The sequence below is a fragment of the Euzebyales bacterium genome, assembly GCA_036374135.1.
Classification (GTDB): Bacteria; Actinomycetota; Nitriliruptoria; order Euzebyales; family JAHELV01; genus JAHELV01.
In genome coordinates this window covers 68,968-93,003 of record DASUUK010000068.1, presented here as the reverse complement: position 1 = coordinate 93,003, position 24,036 = coordinate 68,968, and the positions used below count along the sequence as shown (strand labels likewise).

Annotated in this window: 21 protein-coding genes; 5 read left to right on the top strand and 16 right to left on the bottom strand. The window is 71.6% G+C overall.

All coding sequences use genetic code 11. The annotated features are described in order from the left end of the window. The first annotated feature begins 58 nt into the window (after positions 1–58). Positions 59–1,201 (top strand): acyl-CoA dehydrogenase family protein, encoded by a 1,143-nt coding sequence (locus tag VFZ70_11730; protein HEX6256465.1) that lies wholly within the window; start codon positions 59–61, stop codon positions 1,199–1,201. A gap of 143 nt (positions 1,202–1,344) precedes the next feature. Here the strand turns inward: VFZ70_11730 and VFZ70_11725 are convergent, their stop codons facing one another. The 8 genes from VFZ70_11725 to VFZ70_11690 all read right to left on the bottom strand — a co-directional run bounded on the left by VFZ70_11725 (position 1,345) and on the right by VFZ70_11690 (position 9,233). Continuing rightward, positions 1,345–2,820 (bottom strand): histidine kinase N-terminal domain-containing protein, encoded by a 1,476-nt coding sequence (locus tag VFZ70_11725; protein HEX6256464.1) that lies wholly within the window; start codon positions 2,818–2,820, stop codon positions 1,345–1,347. A gap of 9 nt (positions 2,821–2,829) precedes the next feature. Continuing rightward, positions 2,830–4,101 carry an NAD(P)H-hydrate epimerase gene (locus tag VFZ70_11720; GenBank protein HEX6256463.1) on the bottom strand — a complete coding sequence of 424 codons (1,272 nt, stop codon included), beginning with the start codon at positions 4,099–4,101 and terminating at the stop codon, positions 2,830–2,832. Between the two features lie 34 nt (positions 4,102–4,135). Continuing rightward, positions 4,136–5,098 carry a hypothetical protein gene (locus VFZ70_11715; GenBank protein HEX6256462.1) on the bottom strand — a complete coding sequence of 321 codons (963 nt, stop codon included), beginning with the start codon at positions 5,096–5,098 and terminating at the stop codon, positions 4,136–4,138. Then, positions 5,091–5,645 carry a DUF501 domain-containing protein gene (locus VFZ70_11710; GenBank protein ID HEX6256461.1) on the bottom strand — a complete coding sequence of 185 codons (555 nt, stop codon included), beginning with the start codon at positions 5,643–5,645 and terminating at the stop codon, positions 5,091–5,093. Before VFZ70_11710 ends, VFZ70_11715 begins: the two co-directional genes overlap by 8 nt. Continuing rightward, positions 5,642–6,121 (bottom strand): GNAT family N-acetyltransferase, encoded by a 480-nt coding sequence (locus VFZ70_11705; protein HEX6256460.1) that lies wholly within the window; start codon positions 6,119–6,121, stop codon positions 5,642–5,644. Before VFZ70_11705 ends, VFZ70_11710 begins: the two co-directional genes overlap by 4 nt. 6 nt (positions 6,122–6,127) lie before the next feature. Beyond that, positions 6,128–6,574, bottom strand: a complete 447-nt coding sequence (locus VFZ70_11700; protein ID HEX6256459.1) for a septum formation initiator family protein — start codon at positions 6,572–6,574, stop codon at positions 6,128–6,130. A 75-nt stretch (positions 6,575–6,649) separates the two neighbouring features. Further along, the gene (gene eno, locus VFZ70_11695; GenBank protein HEX6256458.1) at positions 6,650–7,939 is read right to left on the bottom strand and encodes a phosphopyruvate hydratase; all 1,290 of its coding nucleotides are present in this window, start codon (positions 7,937–7,939) and stop codon (positions 6,650–6,652) included. Between the two features lie 145 nt (positions 7,940–8,084). Next, positions 8,085–9,233: a 6-phosphofructokinase gene (locus VFZ70_11690; protein ID HEX6256457.1), complete on the bottom strand. Its 1,149-nt coding sequence runs from the start codon at positions 9,231–9,233 to the stop codon at positions 8,085–8,087. Positions 9,234–9,358: 125 nt separating this feature from the next. Between VFZ70_11690 and VFZ70_11685 the strand changes: the two genes are divergently transcribed. The 3 genes from VFZ70_11685 to VFZ70_11675 all read left to right on the top strand — a co-directional run bounded on the left by VFZ70_11685 (position 9,359) and on the right by VFZ70_11675 (position 14,133). Next, complete coding sequence (locus VFZ70_11685; GenBank protein ID HEX6256456.1) at positions 9,359–10,372, top strand: oxygenase MpaB family protein; 1,014 nt, start codon at positions 9,359–9,361, stop codon at positions 10,370–10,372. Between the two features lie 87 nt (positions 10,373–10,459). Then, positions 10,460–12,319: an ABC transporter ATP-binding protein gene (locus VFZ70_11680; GenBank protein HEX6256455.1), complete on the top strand. Its 1,860-nt coding sequence runs from the start codon at positions 10,460–10,462 to the stop codon at positions 12,317–12,319. Continuing rightward, positions 12,316–14,133: an ABC transporter ATP-binding protein gene (locus tag VFZ70_11675; protein ID HEX6256454.1), complete on the top strand. Its 1,818-nt coding sequence runs from the start codon at positions 12,316–12,318 to the stop codon at positions 14,131–14,133. Before VFZ70_11680 ends, VFZ70_11675 begins: the two co-directional genes overlap by 4 nt. Before the next feature lie 28 nt (positions 14,134–14,161). Here the strand turns inward: VFZ70_11675 and VFZ70_11670 are convergent, their stop codons facing one another. From VFZ70_11670 to mfd, 5 genes are all read right to left on the bottom strand, one after another. Continuing rightward, positions 14,162–14,728, bottom strand: a complete 567-nt coding sequence (locus VFZ70_11670) for an HhH-GPD-type base excision DNA repair protein (protein HEX6256453.1) — start codon at positions 14,726–14,728, stop codon at positions 14,162–14,164. Beyond that, entirely contained in the window at positions 14,725–15,402 is a 678-nt protein-coding gene (locus VFZ70_11665; protein HEX6256452.1) for a hypothetical protein, read from the bottom strand. The genes VFZ70_11670 and VFZ70_11665 overlap by 4 nt, the downstream gene beginning before the upstream one ends. Positions 15,403–15,683: 281 nt before the next feature. Continuing rightward, a complete protein-coding gene (gene mazG / locus VFZ70_11660) occupies positions 15,684–16,844 on the bottom strand; it encodes a nucleoside triphosphate pyrophosphohydrolase (GenBank protein HEX6256451.1) in 1,161 nt (386 codons plus the stop codon). Continuing rightward, positions 16,841–17,473 carry a SurA N-terminal domain-containing protein gene (locus tag VFZ70_11655; protein ID HEX6256450.1) on the bottom strand — a complete coding sequence of 211 codons (633 nt, stop codon included), beginning with the start codon at positions 17,471–17,473 and terminating at the stop codon, positions 16,841–16,843. Before VFZ70_11655 ends, mazG begins: the two co-directional genes overlap by 4 nt. A gap of 74 nt (positions 17,474–17,547) precedes the next feature. Further along, positions 17,548–20,985 carry a transcription-repair coupling factor gene (gene mfd / locus VFZ70_11650; protein ID HEX6256449.1) on the bottom strand — a complete coding sequence of 1,146 codons (3,438 nt, stop codon included), beginning with the start codon at positions 20,983–20,985 and terminating at the stop codon, positions 17,548–17,550. 247 nt (positions 20,986–21,232) lie between these two features. Between mfd and VFZ70_11645 the strand changes: the two genes are divergently transcribed. After that, complete coding sequence (locus VFZ70_11645) at positions 21,233–22,045, top strand: YhjD/YihY/BrkB family envelope integrity protein (GenBank protein ID HEX6256448.1); 813 nt, start codon at positions 21,233–21,235, stop codon at positions 22,043–22,045. A 31-nt stretch (positions 22,046–22,076) separates the two neighbouring features. Here VFZ70_11645 and pth read toward each other — a convergent pair whose 3' ends face one another. The 3 genes from pth to VFZ70_11630 form a co-directional block, all read right to left on the bottom strand. After that, positions 22,077–22,664 (bottom strand): aminoacyl-tRNA hydrolase, encoded by a 588-nt coding sequence (gene pth / locus VFZ70_11640; GenBank protein ID HEX6256447.1) that lies wholly within the window; start codon positions 22,662–22,664, stop codon positions 22,077–22,079. A 25-nt stretch (positions 22,665–22,689) separates the two neighbouring features. Continuing rightward, on the bottom strand, positions 22,690–23,379 hold the full coding sequence (locus VFZ70_11635; GenBank protein HEX6256446.1) for a 50S ribosomal protein L25: 690 nt from the start codon (positions 23,377–23,379) through the stop codon (positions 22,690–22,692). Positions 23,380–23,562: 183 nt separating this feature from the next. Continuing rightward, positions 23,563–23,997: a LysM domain-containing protein gene (locus tag VFZ70_11630; GenBank protein HEX6256445.1), complete on the bottom strand. Its 435-nt coding sequence runs from the start codon at positions 23,995–23,997 to the stop codon at positions 23,563–23,565. Positions 23,998–24,036 lie beyond the last annotated feature (39 nt).

The following is a 24,036-nucleotide window of genomic DNA, read 5'->3' as shown; positions in this document are numbered from 1 at the left end:
AACATACGCTGCAGTTGTGGCGTCCCGGAGGTGGCCGCCGCGTGATCAGGAGGCATCCGTGAGCCTGTCGTTCGCCCTCGCTCCCGAGCAGGAGGAGTTCCGCAAGGTCGTTCGCGACTTCGCCGACGAGGTCATCGCACCGATCGCCGACGAGGTCAACGCCGAGCACCGCTTCCCCGTCGACGTCGTTCGCCAGATGGGCGACCTCGGCCTGTTCGGCATCCCCTTCGACGAGCGCTACGACGGCATGGGCGGTGACTTCCTGACGCTGTGCCTGGCCATCGAGGAGATCGGACGGGTCGATCAGTCGCTCGGCATCACGCTGGAGGCGGCGGTCGGGCTCGGGGCTGCTCCCCTGGACCGCTACGGCACCGATGAGCAGAAGCAACGGTGGCTGCCGGCACTGTGCCGCGGTGAGGCGCTCGGCGCGTTCGGCCTGTCCGAGCCCGGCGGTGGATCGGACAACCTCGGCGGCACCACGACACGTGCGGTACGCGACGGCGACCAGTGGATCATCAACGGCTCGAAGGTGTTCATCACGAACGCCGGAACCGAACTGACGTCGATCATCACCGTGACCGCGTGGACCGACGACGACGAGCTCACAGCGATCATCGTCCCGGCCGACACGCCTGGACTGACCATCGCCCCGCCGTACCGCAAGGTCGGCTGGCACGCGTCGGACACCCGCGAGCTCGCGATGCACGACCTCCGCGTCCCGGTCGACCACACGCTCGGCGAGCGGGGCGCCGGGTTCCGTCAGTTCCTGCAGACGCTGGACGACGGCCGCATCGCGATCGCCGCGCTGGCCACCGGGCTGATCCAGGGCTGCATCGACGAGTGCGTGCGGTACGCGGGTGAACGGACCGCGTTCGGCAGACCGTTGGGGGACCACCAGGCCATCGCGTTCAAGATCGCCGACCTCGAGGTCGCGGCTCAGGCGTCGCGGCACCTCTACCACAACGCGGCGTGGCGGCGGTCCGAGGGGCTGCCGTACAAGAAGGAGGCATCGATCGCCAAGCTGTACTCGTCGGAGGCCGCCGTGACGGCCGCGCGTGAGGCGGTGCAGATCTTCGGTGGGTACGGCTTCATGACCGAGTCGCGGGTCGGTCGCTTCTACCAGGACGCCAAGGTGCTGGAGATCGGCGAGGGCACATCCGAGATCCAGCGCATCCTCATCTCGCGCGAGCTGGGCCTGTAGCGGCCGTTTGCGTATGTAGAGCCCCCTTCGGCTCATGGGGAGCAGGACCCGTCGGATCACCGGGTATCGGGGGCTCCCAGGCAAGTGATTTCAACGATCGACCAGGGCCGTCAACGAGGTGAGGCCGAGATTCGGCCCGCGGCTCATGCCGTGGCGGGGCGCAGCGGCACGTGCAGCTCGACGGTGGTGCCGGGGTTGCCGCGGCACCAGTCGAACGTCCCGCCCAGCTCGGTCTCGAGCAGCGTCCGCGAGATGCGCAGACCCAGGTTCGCGATGTCGTCCAGCGACGTGCCCTCGGGCAGCCCGACCCCGTTGTCCGCGACCACCACCCGCAGGTGGCGGTCGCCCCGGTCGAAGTGGACGGTCACACGCGCCCCGTCACGCGGCGGCTCGACGTCGTAGGGGAACGCGTGCTCGACGCAGTTCTGGAGCAGTTCGGCGATGACCAGGGCGAGTGGGGTCGCCACCTCGGCCGACAGCTCGTCGGGATCGCCAGTGAGCTCGAACTCCACCGGCATGTCGGGCCCCACGAGGCCCTGTGCCAGCATGTCGATGATGCGACGGGCGATGCGGGTGAAGGGCACGCGCTGGCGCGCCTCCTCGCTCAGCGTCTCGTGGACCAACGCGATCGACGTGATCCGGCGCACGCTCTCGCCCAGCGCCGCACGCGCCTCGTCCGACTTCAACCGCCGCGCCTGCAGCCGCAGCAGCGCCGCCACGGTCTGCAGGTTGTTCTTGACCCGGTGGTGGATCTCCCGGATGGTCGCGTCCTTGACCATCAGCGCGCGCTCGTGCTGGCGCAGCTCCGTGACCTCCCGCACCAGCAGCAGGGCCCCGATGGTCCGGCGGTTGGCGATCAGCGGGATGAACCGGCGGATCACGACCGCGTCGTTGACCTCGACCTCGGCGTCGACCGGGACACCGGTCCTCAGGCTGTCGAGCAGCTGGCGCGGCTCGGGATCCAGTCGCTCGACGTGCGATCCCATGACGGAGTCGAGGCTGCCCAGCCGCCGGTACGCCGAGATCGCGTTCGGCGACGCGAACCCGACCACCCCGTCACCGTCGACACGGATGATCCCGTCACCGACCCGTGGCGCGAGCTCGCGCTCGTCGCGGCTGGCGTCGGGATGCGGCAGCGTGCCCTCCGCCATCATCTGCGCCAGCTCACCGGCGGTCTGCAGGTAGGTGAGCTCGAGCTGTGACGGAGCACGTGCGGTCGACACGTTCGACTCGCGGGTGATGGCGGCGATGACCTCGCCGCGGAACCTGATGGGGATCGCCTCCTCGCGGACCGGCACGCCGGTCGACCAGTCCGGGTCGGCGTCGCGGATGACCCGCTGCTCGACGAGCGCCCGTCCGACCATCGGGCGCGCGCTCGTCGGGAAGACCTGTCCCACGAGGTCCTCGGTGTAGATGGTCTGCGTGGTGTACGGGCGCATCTGGCCCACGCACAGGTACGCCGGCGTCTCGTCCGCGAGCTCGCAGCGAACCCACAGCAGCAGGTCGGCGAACGACATGTCCGCCAACGTCTGCCACTCCCCCAGCAGCGCCTGGAGGTGGTCGACCGCGTCCTCCGACAACGTGCTGCGGTGGGCGAGCAGGTTCTCCAGCAGGGTCATCGGTGCGCCTCACTCACGCCAGCCTCCGGTCGCCGTGCGTTCGGGACCCCCGACCAGGCGGGTGACCCCGTCCTCGCCCGGACGCCACAGGTACAGATCGCCGACGAACGGTGCGAGGCCCGCGTGATCGAGCGCCGGCCACATGCCGTCGATGGCGATCGTGACCGTCGCGGCCACGGCATCGCCGATCAGCCCCTCGGTCGGGTGCAGGCCGCTGGGCAGGTCGACCGCCACGATAGGCGCGGCGCGTGCCCGCAGCGCCAGGATCATCTCGAGCGCCGTGCCGCGCAACCGACCCTCCTGACCGCCTCCGACGAGTGCGTCGATGTAGACGTGCGCTTCGGGAAGTGTGCCGGTGAAGTGCGTCGCCGGCACCTCCGGGTGGGAGTCCACGCCGAACGTCACCACGTCGACGCCCGCTTCGAGCAGGGCCTGTGCGCTCGCCCGCCCGATCGCCCCGGTCCGTCCCGGCCCGGCGAGCACGACCGCCGTGCGCAGGTGCTCGTGGAGCCGGCGGGCCGCGTCGGCGACCGCCCGGCCAGCGGCGCGTACCCGGGTGACGACCGGTGGTCCGGGCATCCGGACGGCCGTGCGCGGTAGCGTGGGTGTGCCGGGCAGACGCGCCGCCTGCACACGCCGCTCGAGCGCGGGATCAAGCCAGGGCTTGGCCTCCCGTCCGTCGGGCAGGTCGCCGGGCTGGAGCCCGCGCCGCCAGCCCGGCTCGATGACGTCGAGGAGCATCGCCACGACCACGCCGGTGGCGCCCCACAGCAGCGCATCGTCGTCGAGTTGCCACGCCCACGACCAGCCGGTGACCGACAACCGGATCTTCCTCCACCGGTCACTGTCGGTCAGCACCGACAGGGGCGCGCGCACGATCGCCGCGACCTCGGACTCCTGCGCGCGCAGTTCGTGCGGTCGGCGCCAGTGGGCGACGACCGGCGCCATCCAGAAGCGCGAGGGAGGGATGTAGAAGACCGGCAGCCGCCCCACGACCTCCACCGAGTCCGGTCGCAACCCGATCTCCTCGGTGGCCTCACGCAGCGCCGCGGCGCGCGTGGACTCCCCGGGCTCACGGCGTCCCCCGGCGAACGACACCTGTCCGGGATGCGTCGGCAGGTCGTGGCGACGGCGTGTCAGCACGAACGTCAGGTCGTCGTCGGCGTCATCGAGCAGCACGAGCACCGCGCCGACGCGGTCCGTCGCGTGGTCGACGTCCGACGCGGCCAGCGCCTGGATGTGCGAGCGCAGCCGCTGCCAGCGTGGCGGATTCGCGCTCACGGCGTCGGCCCGCCGGTGACGCCGCTCGAGGCGCTCACGACGTGGATCCCTCGGAGGGTGGCGGCCAGCGGCCGGCCGCCACGCGGTCGGCAATCCCGTCGAGCAGGTCGGCGACGCGAACCTCGACCGCCGCATGGCCCAGGCGCGCCATCACACGGGCGAGCACGAGCGCGCCGGCCACGATGACATCCTCCCGCCCGGGAGCGATCGCCGGGTGCGTCAGCCGGTCGGGCGAGGTCAGCCAGGCCAGGTCCTCGACCACCTGGTTGACCTCGGCGGCCGACAGCACGGTCCCGTCGAGCCGGTCGAGGTCGTCAGCCGTGGCGTCGCGTGCGACGGCCGCGACGGTCAGTGCGGTGCCAGCGACCGCCACCAGTGGCGCCGACCGCGACCGGTCGGCGAACGCGTCCGGGATCGCTCGCAGTTCGTCGTCGACGCCTGCCACCAGCGCCGCGTACTCCTCCGGCGTGGGAGGATCGCCGGCCAGGTGTCGTTCCCGCAGCCGCACGCTGCCCACCTGCAGGCTGATCGCGTGGCGCAACTCCCCGTCGCCGACGCTGAGCTCGGTGGAGCCACCGCCGATGTCACACACGACGTGATGGCCGGTCCGGTCGGCGGTCGCCCCTGCGAACGTCAGCGCAGCCTCCTGGCGACCGCTCAGCACGACCGGTCGCACACCGGTCACGGCATGCACCACGTCGAGGAAACGCTCGCCATCGATCGCGTCGCGCACGGCGCTGGTCGCCGTCACGCCCACCCCGTCGACGTTCCAGGTCCGCCAGATGCCCGCGTACCCGGCCAGGACGTCGGCGACGCGCCCGATCGCGGCGTCCGACAACCGGCCGGTGGCGTCGACACCGGAACCGAGGCGGGTGATGCGGGTCACGCGGATCACGGACCTCAGCGGTCGGCCGGCACGTGCGACCAGCAGGCGCGTCGAGTTGGTGCCGCAGTCGACGGCCGCGACCAGCCGGCCGTCGCGGGATCGCTCAGGCATCGTCGTCGTCGCCGCGCACACAGGGCCCCGGGCAGGCCAACGGTTCGATCTGTTCGCCGACCCACGCGCCGATCGGGTTGTCTCTGGTTGCGAGGTGGTGCCCGTACAACGCGTGGAGGCACTTGACGCGGCCGGGCATGCCACCCGCGCTGGGATCCCCCGGTACCGCGGGGCCGAGCTCGCCGCGGAACGCGACGTACCGATCATGGGCCGCACGGTAGTCGTCCGCCAGATCATCGTCGGCGGCGAGCCGGTCGGTCAGGTCGCGCATGATGCCACTGGCCTCGACGCCGCCCACGGCACGGCGCGCGACCGGGCAGCTCAGCCAGAACACGGTCGGAAAGGGTGTGCCGTCGTCAAGCCGGGGATCCACGCGCAGCACGGCGGGCAGGCCCCATACGCAGCGCACGGCCGCTGCCGAGCGACCTCGCAGCGGACGGCCGATCATGCGCGCCGCCAGCCGTGCCTCGTCGGGATCCATCGGCGTGCGCGAGCGCTGCGCCTCGTACGATGCGTCGGGCGCCGGCCGCAGGGCGTCCTCGCTCACGTGGCGCGCCCGGCGGTCGGTCCGGGGTGCCGCATGGGCACGTGCGGGATGCCGTCCTCCACGTAGCGCTGGCCGACCACGACGAAACCGCGCTGTGCATACCAGTCGGTCAGGTGCGCCTGCGCGGCCGCGAGCACCGGTCCCGGCGCGTGCGCCACGACATGCCGCACGAGACGATCGGCCAACCCGTGGCCCCTCGCATGCGGAGCCGTCACGACGCGCCCCACCCGCGTGCGGTCGCGGCCCTCGTCGAGCGTGCGCGCGTACGCGACGAGACCGCCGCGCTCGTCGGCCAGCCACAGGTGCCGCGTGGCGCCGTCGATGTCCCGTCCATCCGGATCACAATAGGCGCACCGCTGCTCGACCACGAAGACTTCGGCGCGTAGCTGAAGGATCGCGTACAGGGTGGTGGCATCCAACTCGGCGAACGCGGCGCTGTGGACAGGACCGCCGACGACGGGCGGGGGCGCGGGCATCGGTGCTCAGGACGGCAGCATGTCGACCACGGCATCGAACAGCCAGCGGTACCAGGCCCGGTGCCCCGCCCCCTCCGGCGGCCCGCCGTCCTTCCTGAGCTCGTCCTCCGGAGTGACCACCACGTACGCGGTTTCGCCCGGCCGGACGAGCCCGAACCGACGGCGCGCCAACAGCTCGATGTGTCCGCGGTCCTGCAGCCGGGCGCGCTCACGTTCGAGCTCGGTTACGCTCGCGGTCAGTTGCTGCTTGGTCGCGCGCAGGTGTTCGACACGCTGGTTGGCCGCATCGAGTGCGCGGATGGGCGCCGCCGCCATGAACGCCAGCAGTGCCAGCAGTGCGATCACGCCGACGACGAACCGCCGGTACGCGCGGACGGCGTCGACGATCCGCCCTCGCTTCTCCGCGAGGTGGTTCCGGGTCCGGTCGATGATGGAGCGGAGGGAAGAAGCCATGCGGCCACGCTCCTGTGCGTTGTACCCAGCGGAGCCGGTCGACGCGTGATCCGCGGAACCGGGCCCCGTCAGCGGTCAGTCGTCTCGTTGGTACGTCCTCGGGAAGGCGTCGACACCTGCGTAGCGGGCGGCGTCGCCCAGCAGTTCCTCGATGCGCAGCAGTTGGTTGTACTTGGCGACACGGTCGGTGCGCGCCGGCGCGCCACTCTTGATCTGCCCTGCGTTCGTCGCGACCACCAGGTCCGCGATCGTCGTGTCCTCCGTCTCGCCGGACCGGTGGCTCACCATGCACGTCCATCCGGACCTGTGGGCGAGGTCCATCGTGTCCAACGTCTCCGTCAGCGTACCGATCTGATTGACCTTCACGAGGACGCTGTTCGCGCTGCGCTCCGTGATGCCGCGGCGCACCCGCTGCGAGTTGGTGACGAACAGGTCGTCACCGACCAGCTGGCAGCGGTCACCGACCTGTGACGTCAGCTGCTGCCACGCACCCCAGTCCTCCTCATCGAGCCCGTCCTCGATCGACACGATCGGATACTGGTCGACGAGGCCCGCGAGCAGTTCCACCATCTCGGTGGACGACAGCGTGCGCCCCTCGCCCTCCAGCTGGTAGGCACCATCGTCGAAGAACTCGCTCGCTGCGACGTCCATCGCGAGCGCCACGTCGTCACCGGGGGCGTAGCCCGCCTTCTCGATCGCTTCGACGATCAGGTCGAGCGCAGCGACGTTGGACTCGAGCTCCGGTGCGAACCCGCCCTCGTCGCCGAGACCGGTCGACAGGCTCGACCCCTTCAGCACGCCCTTGAGCGCCTGGTAGACCTCGGCGCCCATCCGGACCGCCTCCGCGAACGACGGAGCACCCACCGGGGCGATCATGAACTCCTGGAAGTCCACGTTCGAGTCGGCATGGGATCCGCCGTTCAGGATGTTCATCATCGGCACCGGCAGCAGGTGGGCGTTCGGCCCGCCCAGATAGGCGTACAGCGGCAGCGCCCGCGACTCGGCGGCGGCGCGCGCCACGGCCAGGCTCACGCCCAGCAGCGCGTTGGCGCCGAGGTTCGACTTGTCGTCGGTACCGTCGAGGTCAAGCAGCCGCGCATCGACGGATCGCTGGCCGGTGGCGTCCATGCCGGTGATGTCGTCGGCGATGGGCCCGTTGACGTTGTCGACGGCCTGCCGCACGCCCTTGCCGCCGAACCGGTCATCGTCGTCGCGCAGCTCGACGGCTTCGAACTGGCCCGTCGAGGCGCCGCTGGGCACGATGGCCCGGCCGAACGCGCCGTCGATCAGCAGGCAGTCGACTTCGATGGTGGGATTTCCGCGGGAATCCAGTAGCTCCCGTGCGCGAATGCTGTCAATCTCCACTTCAGGTTCTCCTCACCGATGGGCGGTGCAGCCCGTACATCTGACTCGTTCGTCGTTGCCAGTGGTGCTGACTCTTGTCCGGCGAAGCCGGTCCACCGCGTGTCTCGTGGAACCAGGCTCCGCGTAGCGTCCTCGCCTTCTCGCTCTAGTAGAGGAACATGGGCTTGCCGCCCACATGGCGGACCTTGGGTCGGTACTCGCTGGCGTCGTAGAGCGCGTCGACGTCGACGCGCTTGGCACCTTCGCCCGTCATGGAGATCGGCACATTGGTGTAGGTGCCGCTGCGCAGCGCGACCATCCGTCCGCGCGAGCCCTCCACGGCGAGGTCGGCGGCCATCACCGCGTAGTTGGTGGCGACCATCAGGTCGAGCGAGTCCGGGGCGCCGGACCGCATGAGGTAGCCGAGCGTCTGCGCCACGATGCGCTCGCCGGTGTGCGCCTCGATCTCCTCTCCGAGCATGGCGCCGATGCCGCCGAGCTTGCGGTGGCCGTACGCGTCAGCCTCGCCGGTGAGCAGCATCTCACCACCTTCGATCGTGGCGCCCTCGGACACGGTGACCATCGCGTAGTTGCTGGGGTTCGACCGCTTGTCGACCATCAGCAGATCCGACAGCCGTCCGACGTCGACCGGCACCTCCGAGATCACCGCCCGGTCGACACCGGCCAGGTAGGCGGCGATCAGGGATGTCTCGCCCGAGTACCGGCCGAACAGTTCGATGACGGCGATGCGCTCGTGTGATCCGGTCGAGGTGCGCAGCGAGTGGATGAACTGCACGCTGCGGCTGACCGCGGTCGAGAAGCCGATGCAGTAGTCGGTCCCGTGGACGTCGTTGTCCATCGTCTTCGGGATGGCGACGACCGGTACGCCCTCCTCGTGCATGCGCAGCGCGTAGGACAGCGTGTCGTCGCCACCGATCGGGATCAGGGCGTCGATGCCGAGGGCCTCGATGACCGACAGCGCATGGTCGGTGAAGTCGAACGGCCCGTCGCCGGACGCGCGGTCCGCCAGGAACGCGGGCACGTCGGCGGGCATCACCTTTCCCGGATTGGTCCGCGACGTGTGCAGGAAGGTGCCCCCGGACCGGTCGACCCGCCGCACGACGTTGCGGTCCAACGGCAGGGTGTTCTCCTTGATCGACATGGGGTCGTCGGTCTGGCACGCGAGCAGGCCACCCCAGCCACGACGGATGCCGAGCACCTCGTGGCCGTCGTCGATGACCCGGTTCACGACGGCCTTGATGCAGGGGTTCAGACCGGGGACGTCGCCTCCTCCGGTGAGGATGCCGATTCGCATTGCCGTCTCGTCCTTCGTCTCGCTCGTCGACCCCCTCAGCTGGCATGCACGCTACACCGCGCCACACGCCGTCGGGGGCCACTTCCGCTCCTCCGGTCACACGTTCCGCCGCTACCGTGGCGAACGTGGGTACGACCATGTGGCTGGGTGGACCGCGACCGGTGCAGCCGATCGTGGCGGTCGCCGGTACCGTACCCAACGGCCTGCCGGTCCTACGCGGCCGGGTCCAGGCGATGATGCGGCGGGTCTTCGGCACGCGTCGCCCGGGTCCGGTAGGCGACCACGACCCGGGCCTGTGCGGTCCGGGCTCACCGTCGTGGCAGGTCATCGCCGAGCCCGCGGCGATAGCCGGCGGTGTGCGCGCGCTGCTGCTGCAGACGCTGCACCCGCTGGCGATGGCAGGGGTCGCGGGGCATTCGCGGTACCGGGAGGACCCGTTGGCGCGGCTGCAGTCGACGTCGGCCTGGGTCACGACGTCGACGTTCGGGACGACCGCCGAGGTGCTGCGCGCCGCACAGGCGGTGCGCCGCGCCCACCGTGTGGTGCACGGCACCGCGCCCGACGGCCGTCGGTACCGCGCCGGTGATCCACACCTGTTGGCCTGGGTGTCACTCGCCCTCACGTCGTCGTTCCTGGCGGCAGACCGGCTGTGGTCGCCGCATCCGATCGACGCGCGTTCAGCGGACCGCTTCGTCGCCGAGCAGTCACGACTCGCGGCGCTGCTCGACGAACGGGTTGCCCTCGCGCCGCTGCTGCGCGACCCGGACGCCGGCGCGCGGCTGCGCGCCGATGATGTCGCCCTTCCGCTGCGCGACGGGATGCCCCGCACGGTGGCGGAGCTGACCGACGCGCTCGACGCCTTCGAGCCAGAGCTCGTTGTCGGCCAGCAGGCACGCGACGCGGTCCGCTTCCTGCGCTGGCCACCGCTGCCACCGACGATCCGCGCCGCCTACCTGCCACTGTTCGCGGGCGCCGCCGGATCGCTGCCGCGCACGCAGCGCCGCATGCTGGGGCTGACGGCCGGGCGCCTCGCCGCGCGCGCGGCCGTCGCGAACGCGGGCAACCTGCTGGGCGTGCTGCGGTCGGCCGTGGGCCGCTCCCCCGCCTACACGCTGGCGACCGCCCGCGTCGCAGCCTGAGCACATCCCGCCGGCGGCGGGTCACACACGTAGAGTTGATGAGCTGCCTACCGATCTGCGGACCCATTGGGGGGCGTCACCACGCGCATGTCCACCTCGCTGCCGCCTGCCACGGTCGTCCGCACCGGTCTGCGCGTCGTCGCCGAGCACGTGCGGGGGCGCCCGCTGCCGTTCATCGCCGCCGTCGGCGGCTCGCTGCTGTTCGTGGGGGGCATCATCGCGTCGTCGTTGGTGCTGGGATGGATCACCGACGAGCTGATCGTGCCCGTGGTCTCAGGTGGCGCGGACCCGGGCCGGGCGCGGCTCGCCGTGACGCTGATCATCGGTGTCGGGCTCGCGAAGGCGATCGGGGTGACGGTCCGCCGAGCCGCTGCCGCCGCGCTGCAGTACGGCACCAAGAACGACCTGCGGGAGCGGATCGTCGACCACCAGCTGCGGCTGACGATGCGGTGGTACGACCGGCATGCCACGGGCGATCTCCTGTCGATCGCGGAGGCGGACACGACCCAGGCCACCTATGTGCTGGCCCCGCTGCCGTACGGCGTTGGAGCGGCCGCACTGCTGATCGGTGCCGCGACGATCATCACCGTGACCGATCCGTGGCTCGGGTTGGCGGCGATCGTCTGGGTCATGGTCAGCGTGGCGATCAACGTGCGCGGCAGCTGGCGGATGGCCGAGCTCGGCCAACAGGTACAGCGCATGCGTGGCGCCGTGGCCACGACCGCCCACGAGAGCTTCGACGGGGCGCTGACGGTGAAGGCGCTGGGCCGCGAGGCCCTCGAGGTCGCCCGTCTTCGGCGCGACGCCGAGGCGCTGCGCGACCACCTCATCGATCTGGGTGTGCTGCGCGCGTGGTTCAACGCGGCGCAGGAGGTGCTGCCGGGGCTCATCACCGTCGTCGTGGTGGTGCTGGGCGCCTGGCGGATCTCGGCCGACGCCATCTCCGCGGGTCAGCTGGTCTCCGTGACGTTCCTGCTGTCGCTGGTGCTGCTGCCGTCACGCCTGATCGGCTTCACGCTGTGGCAGCTCGGTGACAGCGTGCCCGCGTGGCACCGCGTGCAGTCCGTGCTGACCGCCGACGATCGCATCGCCTACGGCGAACGGCGCGCGGTGTCAGCCGCCAGTCCGGCCCCGGTTGACGGGAGCGCGGTGACGTTCTCGTACGACGGCGGCCCGCCCGTGCTGTCCGACGTCGACCTCGCGATCCCGGCCGGACGCACCGTCGCCGTCGTCGGCCCGACGGGGGCGGGCAAGACCACGCTGACGTTGCTGCTCGCGCGGCTGTGGGATCCGGTCGACGGCACCATCCGCGTCGACGGGCGCGACGTGCGGGAGTTCGCGGCGGGCGAACTGCCGCGGGAGCTGGCGTACGTCGCGCAGGACGGCTTCCTGTTCGACGACACCGTCCGGGGCAACATCGCCCTGCACGACGGCCTGACGGACGACGACGTGCGCCGCGCCGCCCGGCTCGCCCGGGCGGACGGCTTCGTGTCGGCGCTGCCGGACGGCTACGACACGCGCATCGGCGAACGTGGGGTGGCACTGTCGGGTGGCCAACGGCAGCGGCTCGCGCTCGCGCGCGCACTGGCGCAGCGGCCGCGGCTGCTGATCCTCGATGACGCGACCTCGGCCGTCGACCCCTCGGTCGAGGCGGAGATCCTGCGTGGCCTGTCCCAGGCCGCGCTGCCGTCGACCGTGCTGATGGTGGCCTACCGGCCGTCGAGCATCGCGCTCGCCGACGAGGTCGCGTTCGTCGACGAGGGTCGGATCATCGCCCACGACACGCACGAGGCACTGCTGGCCCACCTCCCCGGGTACGCCCGGCTGCTGCGTGCCTACGAGGAGGACGCGGAGCGGCGGCTGCGGGCCGGTGCCGGTGGGATCGATCGTGATGGTGGTGCGTCCTCCGCCGGCCACCGGTCGACCGCCCGCGGAGGTGACCGATGACGCGCCGCAGGGGCACCGGGCGGTCGGTGAAGCGCAACCCCGGTCCGGCGGCGGACGCCGCGATCCCGACGACGACGGCATTGCGGCGCGCACTGGCGCTGGCACCGACGCTGCGCCGCGGGTTGCTGGCGACCGTGGCCTTCGGCTTCGTCGGTGCCATGGGCAGGCTGGTCGTCCCGGTCAGCCTGCAGGTCGTGATCGACCGCTACATCCTCGGCACCGACACGATCGCGATCGGTACCGTCGCCGCGTTCGGCGCGCTCGCGCTGGTCGTGTTGACGCTCACCGCGCTGGCCAACCGCCACGCGCAGGTGCGCATGAGCACCGCGTCCGCGCGGGGTCTGTGCGAGCTGCGCGTCATGACGTTCGCCCACCTGCACCGGCTGTCGCTGCTGCACGTCCAGGGCGAGCGTCGCGGTGCCCTCGTCGCGCGGGTGACGTCCGACGTGCAGGAGATCCAGCAGTTCCTCGGCTGGGGCGGCATCAACCTGATCCTCGGGGTGATGCGCGTCGTCCTGGTCATGGCGGTGATGGTCGTCTACCGCTGGGAGCTGGCGCTGGTGGTCGCCGGCATCACGTTCGGCTACGGCCTGCTGCTGCGTTGGTTCCAACGGCTGCTCCAACGGGCGTACGACCAGGTCCGCATCCGGGTCGCCGACAGCATGGCCGCGATCGGCGAGGCGATCGCCGGGCTGCCGACGGTGCGCGCCTACGGCGCCGAGCAGCGGACGCGGCGGCGTCTGCGCGACCGCCTCGCGGCCCAGTTCTCCGCCGAGTACCGCACGCACCGCACCGCCGCGGCGCTGTTCAGCAGCGGCGAGGTCTTCTCGGCGCTGGTGCAGGCGATCGTGCTGCTCGTCGGGCTCTTCGTCATCGACGGCGTGTCGGCCGGCACCCTGATCGCGTTCCTGTTCCTGGTCAACCAGTTCATCGAGCCTGTGCAGATGCTCGTGGAGACACTGGATCAGGCGCAGGTCGCGGCGTCGGGCGTCCGGCGGATCCTGCGGGTGCTCGACATGCCGGCGGACCTCGACGACCGCGAGCAGGGTCGCGACCTGCCGGCCGGCGGCCTGTCCGTCGTCGCCCGGCACCTGCGGTTCGCCTACGGTGACGGCGCCGAGGTGCTCCACGACGTGGATGTGACACTGGCGGCGGGCCGACGCATCGCCGTCGTCGGCGAGACCGGATCCGGCAAGACGACGTTCGCCAAGCTGCTCGTGCGGCTGCTGCGCCCCGACGCCGGCCGCATCCTGCTGGGCGGCGTGCCCCTGGACGACGTGGCCGCCGCGACGCTGCGCAGCAGAGTCGCGTTCGTGCCGCAGGAAGGGTTCCTGTTCGACGGCTCGCTCGCCGACAACGTCCGCTACGGACGGCCTGACGCCGATGACACCGAGGTGCGTCGGGCATTCGAAGATCTCGAGCTCGACGACTGGCTGGCCACCCGCGAGCAGGGCATCGCGACGCCGGTCGGCCAGCGTGGGGGCCAGCTGTCCGCCGGAGAGCGCCAGCTCGTCGCACTGGTGCGCGCATGGATCGCCGATCCCGACGTCCTCGTCCTCGACGAGGCGACCTCGGCCGTCGATCCCGCGCTCGACGTGCAACTGCGGCGCGCGATCGAGCGCCTGACCGCAGGCCGCACCAGCATCACCATCGCGCACCGACTGGCGACGGCCGAGAACGCCGACCAGGTCGTGGTGTTCGACGCCGGCCGGATCGTGGCCACCGGCACCCACGCCGAGCTGCTCGCCGACAGCGAGGTCTACCGTCGGCTCCACGCCGACTGGGCCAGCGGGACCACGCTGACGCCGTCCTGAGACGACCGCGGGTCCGGGGTGGAGCGGGTTACGCGCTGATGCGCGCGTGCGCCCGCGTATAGGTGCGCACCTGCTGGAGCGTGTCGCGGTCGACCACGTCGGCGACGGACCGCCGGCCCGGGAGGGCGTAGTCTCCGGCGACGCGCTCCCATCCGGTCGGCCGGACACCGAGCCGCTTGCCGAGCAGCGCGACGAGGACACGCGTCAGTCGCTCGTCGAAGCCCGGCAGCGCGCGGATCCGGTCGTAGAGGACGGACGCGTCGCCGACGCCGGTCCACAACGCCGCAGCGTCACCGTCGTAGCGGTCACGGACGTGCCGGCACAACCGGTGCACACGGCGGGCCATGACACCTGGGTAGCGGTGCAGTGCCGGAGGCTGACGGAAGCACGACTCGATCTCGGAGACCGGCAGGGACGCCACCGTGGCCGCGTCGAGATCGGTGAACAACCGCCGCGCGAGCTCGCGCGGAGCGATGTAGGCACGTTCCGTGGGGACGTGCTGGTCCAGCACGAGTCCGACCAGCAGCGCGACGTGGTTGGTGCTCAGATAGCGGTTGACCGTCGCGTCGCCGGTGAAGGCCAGGGAGGTGGTCATCGTTGCCATCGAGGAGAGCTCCAGTGACGTCCGTGTGCGACGTCATGGTGGTCCCCGTCATTGTCGGCCACCCCACGCGAACCCGACCACTGCTCAGGTGGCCGATGGTCGATCGGACCTGCACCGGAGGTGGGGTGCCGCGTGTCGAGCGCGTCGAGGCGGTCGTTCAGGGCATCCAGCTGCTCACCGACGACGAGCAGCGCCTCGTCGTCGGCGGGCCGTTCAGCCGGTCGCTGGACGCCGGCCGCGAGCTGCTCGAGGTGGCGCCCTATGGCCCGCATGGCCAGCAGATCCGCCCCGTCCGCCATGAGGGTGGTGACGACCGCCGTCGCACCGACCAGCCACAGCAGGAGGAGCCACACGAGCAGCGTCGCACCGAAGGACAGGTCGAAGACCAACGGAGGCAGGAACAGGGGCGGGAGCAGCAAGAGCACTGTGCGGACCGGGACGGATGACCGCAGGGCGGTCAGCGCCGCGTCGACGGTGCCGCGGACGCGCTCACCCGCCGACACCGGCGTCTCGATCTCCTCAGGCTCGCCGTGCATGGCCCGCGCATCGCTCGGGTCCGGTGCCTCGGCCCGCTGATGGGACGGGTCGACCAGCGTCGCCTCCCCGTGCTGTGGGGCGCCGAGCGGCCCGTCATCATCGCGCCACTCGCGCTCGACGGCACGCATCGGCCGCTCGCGGTCGGGTCCCGGCCGCGAGCGCACGGGCCGTGCACCGGATCTGTCGTACCGTCCGGCAGCACTGGAGGACCGCCCACGGTCATCCGGCCCCTGTCCGCCCGCGGATCGCGGGCACGCGTCGCTCACCGTCCGGTCACTCCCTTCGATCGCTGCACATGGGGGTCGCTGCACCGGCCGCCGCCCGTGTCCGCGCGGTGGCCCTGTCTACCGGGCCTTCGATGCTGCCGGGCACACGCGGCCCGGCACTCGACGCCACGGTGGCCGAACGGTCAGGTCGCCTCTGGTCCGGCCCGGTCCCACAGCCGCAGCCAGGCCGCAGGGGACAGCTGGCCGGGCTCATCCCCCGCAAGCTCGAACGCACGCTCGAAGCGGGCGCGGAACCGCGCGACGCCGGCGCGCAGTGCCAGCTCGGGGTCGACCTCGAGGTGGCGGGCGAGCGCAACGACGGCGAGGAGCAGATCGCCCACCTCGTGCGCCTGCCGCTCGTCGGACGCCGCCGCCACCTCGTCAAGCTCCTCGCGCACCTTTGCGACGGCGCCGTCGACGTCGGGCCACACGAACCCGTGCCTGGCCGCACGTCCCTGGACCGCCACGGCCAGCGCCACCGAGGGCTGCCCCTCGACGATGCCGTCGAACACGCCGTCGCGCTCGGGCTTCTCGGCGGCCTTGAGCTGCTCCCAGTTGGCCATCACCGATGCCGCGGAGTCAGCTCGGGCGTTCCCGAACACGTGCGGGTGACGGCGCACCAGCTTGTCGACGATGCCACGTGCAACCGCATCGATGTCGAAGCGCTCGTCGTCGTCGGCGATCTGCGCGTGGAACACGACCTGTAGCAGCACGTCACCGAGCTCCTCGGCGATGTCGTCGGAGGTGCCGTCAGTGATCGCCGCCAGCAGCTCGTAGACCTCCTCCACCGCGTAGGGCGCGAGGCTCGCGTGGTCCTGCTCACGGTCCCACGGGCAGCCGTCGGGACCGCGCAGCCGGCGTTCGACCTCGACGAGCTCGAGCAGGGTCACGCCCGGCGGAGCGACCCCGAAGTAGACGACCTCGACCTCGATCTGGCTGCGCGCGGCCTCGAACCCCAGCGAGCGGGTGAACCCCTCGCTGTCGCCGGGGCCATACACGTACGCTGTCGCGCCGGCCTCACGCACCCGGTCGATGATCCACGAGACCCGCGCGCGCTGGATCGGATCGACACCGCCGAGCAGGTCACGACGGCTGAGCGCGGCCGGCTCGGCGGGCTCGGGCACGATCTCGTGGCGCAGGTCGGCGTTGACCAGGTGGGCGACCATCGGGTGCGCGGCATCGCCGACGAGTATGAGGTCAGTCGACGACAGGGCGCTCCACGCGTGCAGCGGCAGCAGGCCCGGCAGCTGGTCGACCGTGTCGATCAGGACCAGACGCGCAGGTGCCGCGACCGCGCCGGTCAAGGAGCTTCGGTGGGCGTCTCGTTGCCGGTCGGCTCCTCGCCGCCCGCGATCGCGAGCGGATCGAACGGCGCGACCGCCAACGCGTCGGGATCCCACTGCCCGTACCGCGGGTTGACCTCGATCGGGACGTCGGCGATCTCCTGCTGGATGTACTCGGCGAGGTTGGTCGATGCGCCGATCTCATCCTGCAGCAGCGCCTGGGTCTGCTGATCGCGCAGCTGCTGCATCAGGAACTCCTCCGACAGGCCCTGCTCGGCGATGGCGGCCTGCAGGGCCTCCTCGCTGCCGACCTGGTCGACGAGATCCTGGCGGGCGGCGGCCACCTCCTCGTCGTTGACCGATAGGCCCTCCTGCTCGGCGACCACCGCCAGGATCTCGGACCTGACGAACTGGGTGACGAGCTGCGTCTGCGCGTCGAGCACGAACTGGCCGCTGGTGTCACCCTGCGACTGCTGCTGGAACGCCGAGCTGTTGCGGATCGACGCGAGCATCTCGTCGATGTCGGTCGCCGGGATCGCGCGGTCGCCGACGGTCGCGGCGGTCGAAGGGTCGCCGGTGCCGGTCAGTGAGCAGGCCGTCGCCATCAGCACCACGAGCACGACGGCCAGTCGCTGCGCAAGGGTTGTCACGAAGTCGCTCCTGCGTGCCGAGATGGGGCGTCAGTGTAGTGGCGCACCGGCCGGCCGGCTGAACGCCCCGACCGTCACTGGCGACGGCGTCCGAGCACGGCCTTGAGCTCGCGCGCGACCCATCCCACGAGCTCCACGTCGCCCGGCGGCATCGGCAACTCGAGCGCACCCGCCACCTCGTTCCACAACGCCCGCGGACGTTCGCGGCGGAGGCGGACCCGCTGGGACTCGGAGAGGTGCACCGGTTGCACGCGGACGGTCCGGCGCGGGGTGACCCCGATCTCGGTGATGCCCCAGCGCCGGGCGGCGGCGCGGAGCGCGGCGATCGTGATCAGCCGCGTGGCCGGCTCGGGAAGTGAACCGTACCGGTCGGTGAGCTCGTCGGTCACGTCCCGCGCGCCGGCACCGTCGCGGATGCCGGCGATGCGCCGGTACGCCTGCAGCCGCAGTCCCTCGTCGGCGATGTATTCCGGCGGCAGGTGGGCGTCGACGGGAAGGTCGATCGAGATCTCCGCGGCCTGCGCGCGCTCGCGTTCCGCGGCAGCGGGATCGCGCAGCTCCGCCATCTCCTCACGCATGAGCTGGGCGTACGCCTCGAAGCCGACCGTGGCGATGTGGCCGGACTGGTCGGCCGACAGCACGCTGCCCGCACCACGGATCTCAAGGTCGCGCAGCGCGATCGACAGCCCCGACCCCGGGCCGGTGTGGGTGGCCAGCGTCTCCAGCCGCGTGTAGGCCTCCTCGGTCAGCGCCCGCCGCTCGGCATGGAACATGTAGGCGTAACCGCGCACGACCGAGCGGCCGATGCGGCCCCGCAGCTGGTACAGCTGCGCCAGCCCGAGCAGGTCGGCGCGTTCGATGATCAACGTGTTGGCGTTGGGGATGTCCAGCCCGCTCTCGATGATCGTCGTGGACACGAGCACGTCGAACTCGCGCTCCCAGAAACGGATCATGATGCGTTCGAGCTCGGACTCGGCCATCTGCCCGTGGGCGATCTCGACCCGCGCGCCGGGCACCAGGTCACGCACGGCCTGGGCGGCCGCGGAGATGGTCGACACCTGGTTGTGCAGCCAGAACACCTGGCCCTCGCGCAGCAGCTCCCGACGTATCGCCAACGCCGCCATCGACTCGTCGAACGGACCGACGTGGGTGACGATCGGCTGTCGTTCCTCGGGCGGCGTGTCGATCGTCGACAGGTCGCGGATGCCCGTGATGGCCATCTCCATCGTCCGCGGGATCGGCGTCGCCGTCATCGTCAGCACGTCGACGCTGGTGCGCAGCTGCTTGAGCTTCTCCTTGTGCGCGACCCCGAAGCGCTGCTCCTCGTCGACGACGACCAGCCCCAGGTTGCGGAACTCGACGTCGCTCGACAGCAGCCGGTGCGTCCCGATCACCAGATCGACGGTCCCGGCCGCCACACCGTCGAGCACCTCCCGCTGCTTGGCCGGACCGGCGAACCGCGACAAGGTTTCGATGCGGACAGGGAACCCGGCGAAGCGCTCGGCGAACGTCTCGCCGTGCTGCTGGGCCAGCAGCGTGGTAGGCACGAGCACCGCGACCTGACCACCGTCGAACACCGCCTTCGCCGCGGCGCGCACGGCGATCTCGGTCTTGCCGAATCCGACGTCGCCGCAGATCAGGCGGTCCATCGGGATCGGCGCCTCCATGTCGCGCTTGACCTCGTCGATCGCGGCCTGCTGGTCGGGGGTCTCGACGTGCGCGAACGCCTGTTCCAGCTCGCCCTGCCACGGCGTGTCCGGAGCGAACGCGGCGCCGGGCGCGTGCATGCGCGCCTGGTACAGGCGCAGCAGCTCGCCGGCCATCTCGCGGACCGCCTTGCGGACCTTGCCCTTCGCGCGCTCCCAGTCGGTGCCGCCCATGCGCATGACGCGTGGATCCTCACCGCCGATGTAGGGTGCGAGCGCATCGACGTTGTCGCTGGGGACGAACAGGCGGTCGCCGCCGGCGTACTCGACGATCACGTAGTCGCGCGTCAGCCAGCCGGCGGCCTGTCCTCCCACCGCGGTGGTCGGGCCGCGCAGCTGACGGGTCGTGATGCCGCGGTAGACACCGACGCCGTGGACGGCGTGCACGATCGGGTCTCCCGGCGCGAGGTCGAGCACCGTCGCCTGGGCGGTCCGCTTGCTGGGCAGGCGGCGGCCGGCGCGCGAGCGGCGGGGACCGAACAGGTCCCACTCACCCAGCAGCGCCACACCAAGCTCAGGTGCCACGAAACCGTCGCGCAGCTGGGACTCGGTGATCGCGATCCGCTCATCGGTCACCGTGTCGACGACCGGCGCGGCGAGACCGTGCTCACGCAGGACCTCGCCGAGCCGCACGGCCGAGCCATGGCCGGCGGTCGTCAGCACGACACGCACGTCGTCGCGGGTCAGCTCGGCCACCCGTCGGGCGGCCTCGGCGACGTCACCGCGGAACGAGTCCCACGGGCGCCCCGCGATGTCCGGCGGACCGAACGGATCGAGCGTCCAGAGGTCACCGGTGAAGCGGTCGGTGATCTGCTTGTACTCGCCGAAGCCGACACCGTCGTCGCGGATGAGGCCGCCGCCGGCCTCCGACCAGCCCGCGATCGCGAGCGCCTCCGCCTGCTCGTGCAGCTCCGCGCCGCGTCCCTCAAGCCGTGCGGGGTCGACCAGCACCATCCCGGTGCCGGCCGGCATGAGCTCGGGCAGCCAGGCCGGAGCGGGCTGCATCGCCGTGATGAGCGATTCGGCGCCCTCGAACACGATGCCGTCGGCCAGCATGCCGAGACGGTCGGCGAGCTCGGGGAGCCTCGGCGCGAGCGCCCGCGCCGTGCCGGCGGTCTCGTCGTCGAGCACCAGCTCGCGCGCGGCGTACACGTCGACCGTGTCGACGGACTCCAGTGCCCGCTGGTCGGCCACGCCGAACCAGCGGAGCTGATCGACGTCGTCGCCCCAGAACTCGACGCGCACGGCGTGGTCGTCGCTCGAGCCGAAGATGTCGACGATCCCGCCGCGGACGGCGAACTCACCGCGCTGGCCGACCATGGTCGTGCGCACATAGCCGAGCGTCGCCAGCTCGCGCACGAGCTGGTCGAGGCCGCCGTCGTACGACGACGACAGCCGGATGGGACGTCGCTCCGCCAGGCGTCGATCCATCGGCTGGAGCAGCGCGCGCACCGGTGCGACGAGGGCGTCCAGCTCCCCCGCGGCCAGGCGGTCGAGTGCGCGCAGCCGCGTCCCGACGGTCGCCGGCTGCGGCGACAGCCGTTCGTGGGGCAGGGTCTCCCACGCCGGGAACAGCGCCACGCGATCGACGCCGACGAACGCGCCGAGCCCGTCGACGAGCTGCTCGGCGTCACGCGCCGTCGGGGTCACGATCAGCAGTGGGCGCGCCGACCCGGCCAGCAACGCGCACGTGACCGGCCGCAGCGCCGGACCGACGTGGAGCGCGCCGGGCAGCAGCAGGTCGGGATCGACCGTCGAGCGGACGATCTCTGTCAGCCGCGCGAGCGGTGCGGTGCCCCTGGTCACGCCGTCGGCACGTCGGTGCGTGCAGGGATCGGAGCGTGCGACGAGCCGCCGCGTGAGGGGATCATGCTCCAATGGTGACATGGCCGCGGAGCAGCGGCGCCACCGGACCGGCCCCGTCGGTCATGCGCGCATCGCACCGGCGCGGGTGACGCCGACGCGGTCACGCGGGGGCTACGGCGGAGCGGTGCGTCCGCGCTGGCACGATGTGGGCATGCTTCGGCGATGGTCCGGTGTGGCGCGCAGCGTGATGACCGACACCCTGCGGCGTGCACGGGGCCACGATCTGATGCTGCTGGCCGCAGGTCTCACGCTGTACGCGGGCATCGCGATCGTGCCGCTGCTGCTGCTCGGTCTGTACGGCGCCGGGCTGGTCGCCGGCCCAGATCGCGTCGCCACGCTCGTGCGCGACCTCGCCGCGTTCGCCCCGTCGGACATGGGCGCCCGCCAGATCGTGCGCACGCTCGCCGACGCCGGGCCGAGGCTCGGCATCGGCTCGCTGATCGCGTCGCTTCTGGCTGCCACGACGTACGGGGAGGGGATGTTGCGCGCCGTCGATGCGCTTGAGGGCGCGCAGCGCACGAACCGCACGCTGCTGGGCCGCGTGCGGGTCCTGCCGTACGTCGGCGTGTTCCCCCTCGTCACGGTTGCGGGGCTGCTGACGGTCGCGGCGCTGCCGGACATGCTGGGCGGCGGCACGACCGGCCAGGTGCTCGGTGTCTACCTCACGTTCTGGATCGGCTGGTTGTCGGCGACGGTGCTGCTGATCGTCCTCTACCGGCTGTTCGCCAGCCGGAGCCTGCGCTGGAGCGCGACCGTGTGGGGGTCGCTGGCCACGGGATCGTTCCTGGCCGGCATGTCGCTGGGGTGGATCCTCGTGCTGCGCTACGGCATCGCCGTGGGTCGCGCGTTCGGTGGCTCGATGGACGTCGGACGGGTGGTCCTGTTCACCATCTACCTGCTGCTGGTCCAGGTCACCGTGCTCGTGGGCTACCTTCTGGTCCTGTCGATCGACGCGCACCTGTCCCCCACCCCGACAGATGCCCACCACCCCGAACCATGACCACCCGCGCCGAACTCCGGGGTGGCGGCGTTCAGGCGGGGTGCGGGGCGTGGTGGATGTTCTGGGCGGCCTCGAGGCCGTCGGTCACCAGGTCGCGTGTCGCGGCGGCGGCCCGGTGGACCGTGTCGATCGCGGTGCCGTGCAGACGTGATGGGATCCGGGCCAGCACGTAGCTCGCCGCGTCCTGTTGTCCCGGCGGACGCCCCACGCCGATCCGCACGCGCAGGAAGTCGCGGCCGCCACACCGGTGGATGATGTCGCGCACGCCGTTGTGGCCGCCGGGTCCACCGCCGCGCTTGAGGCGGACGGACCACGCCTCCAGATCGATGTCGTCGTAGACGACGACCAGGCGGTCCAGACCCAGCTTGTAGAAGCGCAGCGCCCGCTGGACCGGCCCGCCGGAGTTGTTCATGTAACCGCTCGGGACGAACAGCGTGACGGCCGGCCCACCCGGGCCGATCCGCCCGTCAGCGGCGACCCCGCCCGCACGGTGGCGCTTCAGCCGCAGGCCGAGGTCCTCGGCGAGCTCCCGCACCGCGTCGGCGCCGAGGTTGTGGCGCGTGCCGCCGTACTCGCCGGCCGGGTTGCCCAGACCGACGATCAACGTGCGGTCCTCCACCGCGGAGGTCGAACGGAACCGGCGACTACTCGTCGCTGGAGCCGCCGTCGCCGCCACCCTCCTCGGAGGCCTCGACGTCGCCGGCGTCGGAGGGAGCCGCCTCGTCGCCCAGGGCGCCCTCCAGGGCGTCCTCGGCCACCTCGTCCTCGGGCACCTCGGCCTGGGGCACGTAGACCGAGACCACCGCGTAGTCGGGGTCGTCGAGGAGCTCGACACCTTCGGGCAGCGGCAGGTCTCCGAGGCGCTTGACGTCACCGACCTGCATGTCGGAGATGTCGAACTCGACGCTGTCGGGCACCTCCAGCGGCAGGACCTCGACCGGGACGTTGAACCGGACCTGGTCGACGACGCCACCCTCGTCGGCTCCGGGCGCGTCGCCGACGAGGTGGATCGGCACGTCGACAGTGACCTTGCGCGCGCGGTCGACGACCACGAAGTCGACGTGCATGATCTCGCGCCGCACCGGGTGGCGCTGGAGCTGGCGCGCCAGTGTCAGGTGCGTGTCGCCGTCGACCTCCAGCCTGATCAGTGCGTTGAGACCGGCATCGGTGCGCAGCGCGTGATAGAGCTCGAGCGCGTCGACCGACACCGGGGTCGCCCGGAGGCCCGCGCCGTAGGCGATCGCGGGCACGCGCCCGGCGCGTCGCAGGCGGCGTCCCTCGCCCTTGCCGCCGCCCTCGCGGGCCTCCGCGGTGAGCGTCACCTGGTCAGCCATCGCCTGCACTCCTTGAGATCACTGCTCGAAGACGAGAATCCTTGAACCCGTTGTGTGGGCAAGCGAACGCGGGGCCCGGCACCGGGGGAATCGCCAGTGTAGGCAGGCCGCCCGACGGCCACAACTTCGAGGAACGTACGTCTGGAGGACCGTCTACGCCGGACGCCGCGAGCGTCGCGCCCTCTACTCGGGCGCCGGGATGGTCAGTTCCAGGCCGACCCGCAGCGGCGCGTACGGATCGATGTCGTTGGCCTGTGCGATCAGCGCCCACCCGTCCGGTGAGTCGTAGAACTGCTCCGAGATCTTGGTGCCCGTGTCGCCCGCGACCACCGTGTAGGTCGTCGGGAAGTCACCGTCGGCACCCTGGTTGCCGCCACGGCCCTGGTTGCCGCCACCCTGGTTGCCGCCACCCTGGTTGCCGCCACCGTCGCCCGATGCCACCGCCTCGCTCGCGACCTCTGACGGCGTCCCGTCGGCCGCCGCGGCAGGCTCCGACGCGTCCTCGCCGAACACGATCGTGTCGGTGACGGTGTCGAGCAGCATCGGCACGACGATCAGCACGACGACGAGCATGATGGCCAGGGCTCCCAGCCAGCGCAGGGGTGCCGACAGCTCCACGTGGTCTCCTTACGTTCGAAGGCGCGCGTGTCCCGCGCG

Excerpts from the sequence above, each read along its gene's own strand:
- VFZ70_11725 (HEX6256464.1), bottom strand. The coding sequence starts at position 2,820 with ATGACCCTGCTGGAGAACCTGCTCGCCCACCGCAGCACGTTGTCGGAG.
- VFZ70_11715 (HEX6256462.1), bottom strand. The coding sequence starts at position 5,098 with ATGCCTGAGCGATCCCGCGACGGCCGGCTGGTCGCGGCCGTCGACTGC.
- VFZ70_11705 (HEX6256460.1), bottom strand. The coding sequence starts at position 6,121 with ATGCCCGCGCCCCCGCCCGTCGTCGGCGGTCCTGTCCACAGCGCCGCG.
- VFZ70_11700 (HEX6256459.1), bottom strand. The coding sequence starts at position 6,574 with ATGGCTTCTTCCCTCCGCTCCATCATCGACCGGACCCGGAACCACCTC.
- VFZ70_11690 (HEX6256457.1), bottom strand. The coding sequence starts at position 9,233 with ATGCGAATCGGCATCCTCACCGGAGGAGGCGACGTCCCCGGTCTGAAC.
- VFZ70_11680 (HEX6256455.1), top strand. The coding sequence starts at position 10,460 with ATGTCCACCTCGCTGCCGCCTGCCACGGTCGTCCGCACCGGTCTGCGC.
- VFZ70_11675 (HEX6256454.1), top strand. The coding sequence starts at position 12,316 with ATGACGCGCCGCAGGGGCACCGGGCGGTCGGTGAAGCGCAACCCCGGT.
- VFZ70_11670 (HEX6256453.1), bottom strand. The coding sequence starts at position 14,728 with ATGACCACCTCCCTGGCCTTCACCGGCGACGCGACGGTCAACCGCTAT.
- VFZ70_11665 (HEX6256452.1), bottom strand. The coding sequence starts at position 15,402 with ATGCGTGCCGTCGAGCGCGAGTGGCGCGATGATGACGGGCCGCTCGGC.
- VFZ70_11645 (HEX6256448.1), top strand. The coding sequence starts at position 21,233 with ATGACCGACACCCTGCGGCGTGCACGGGGCCACGATCTGATGCTGCTG.
- VFZ70_11635 (HEX6256446.1), bottom strand. The coding sequence starts at position 23,379 with ATGGCTGACCAGGTGACGCTCACCGCGGAGGCCCGCGAGGGCGGCGGC.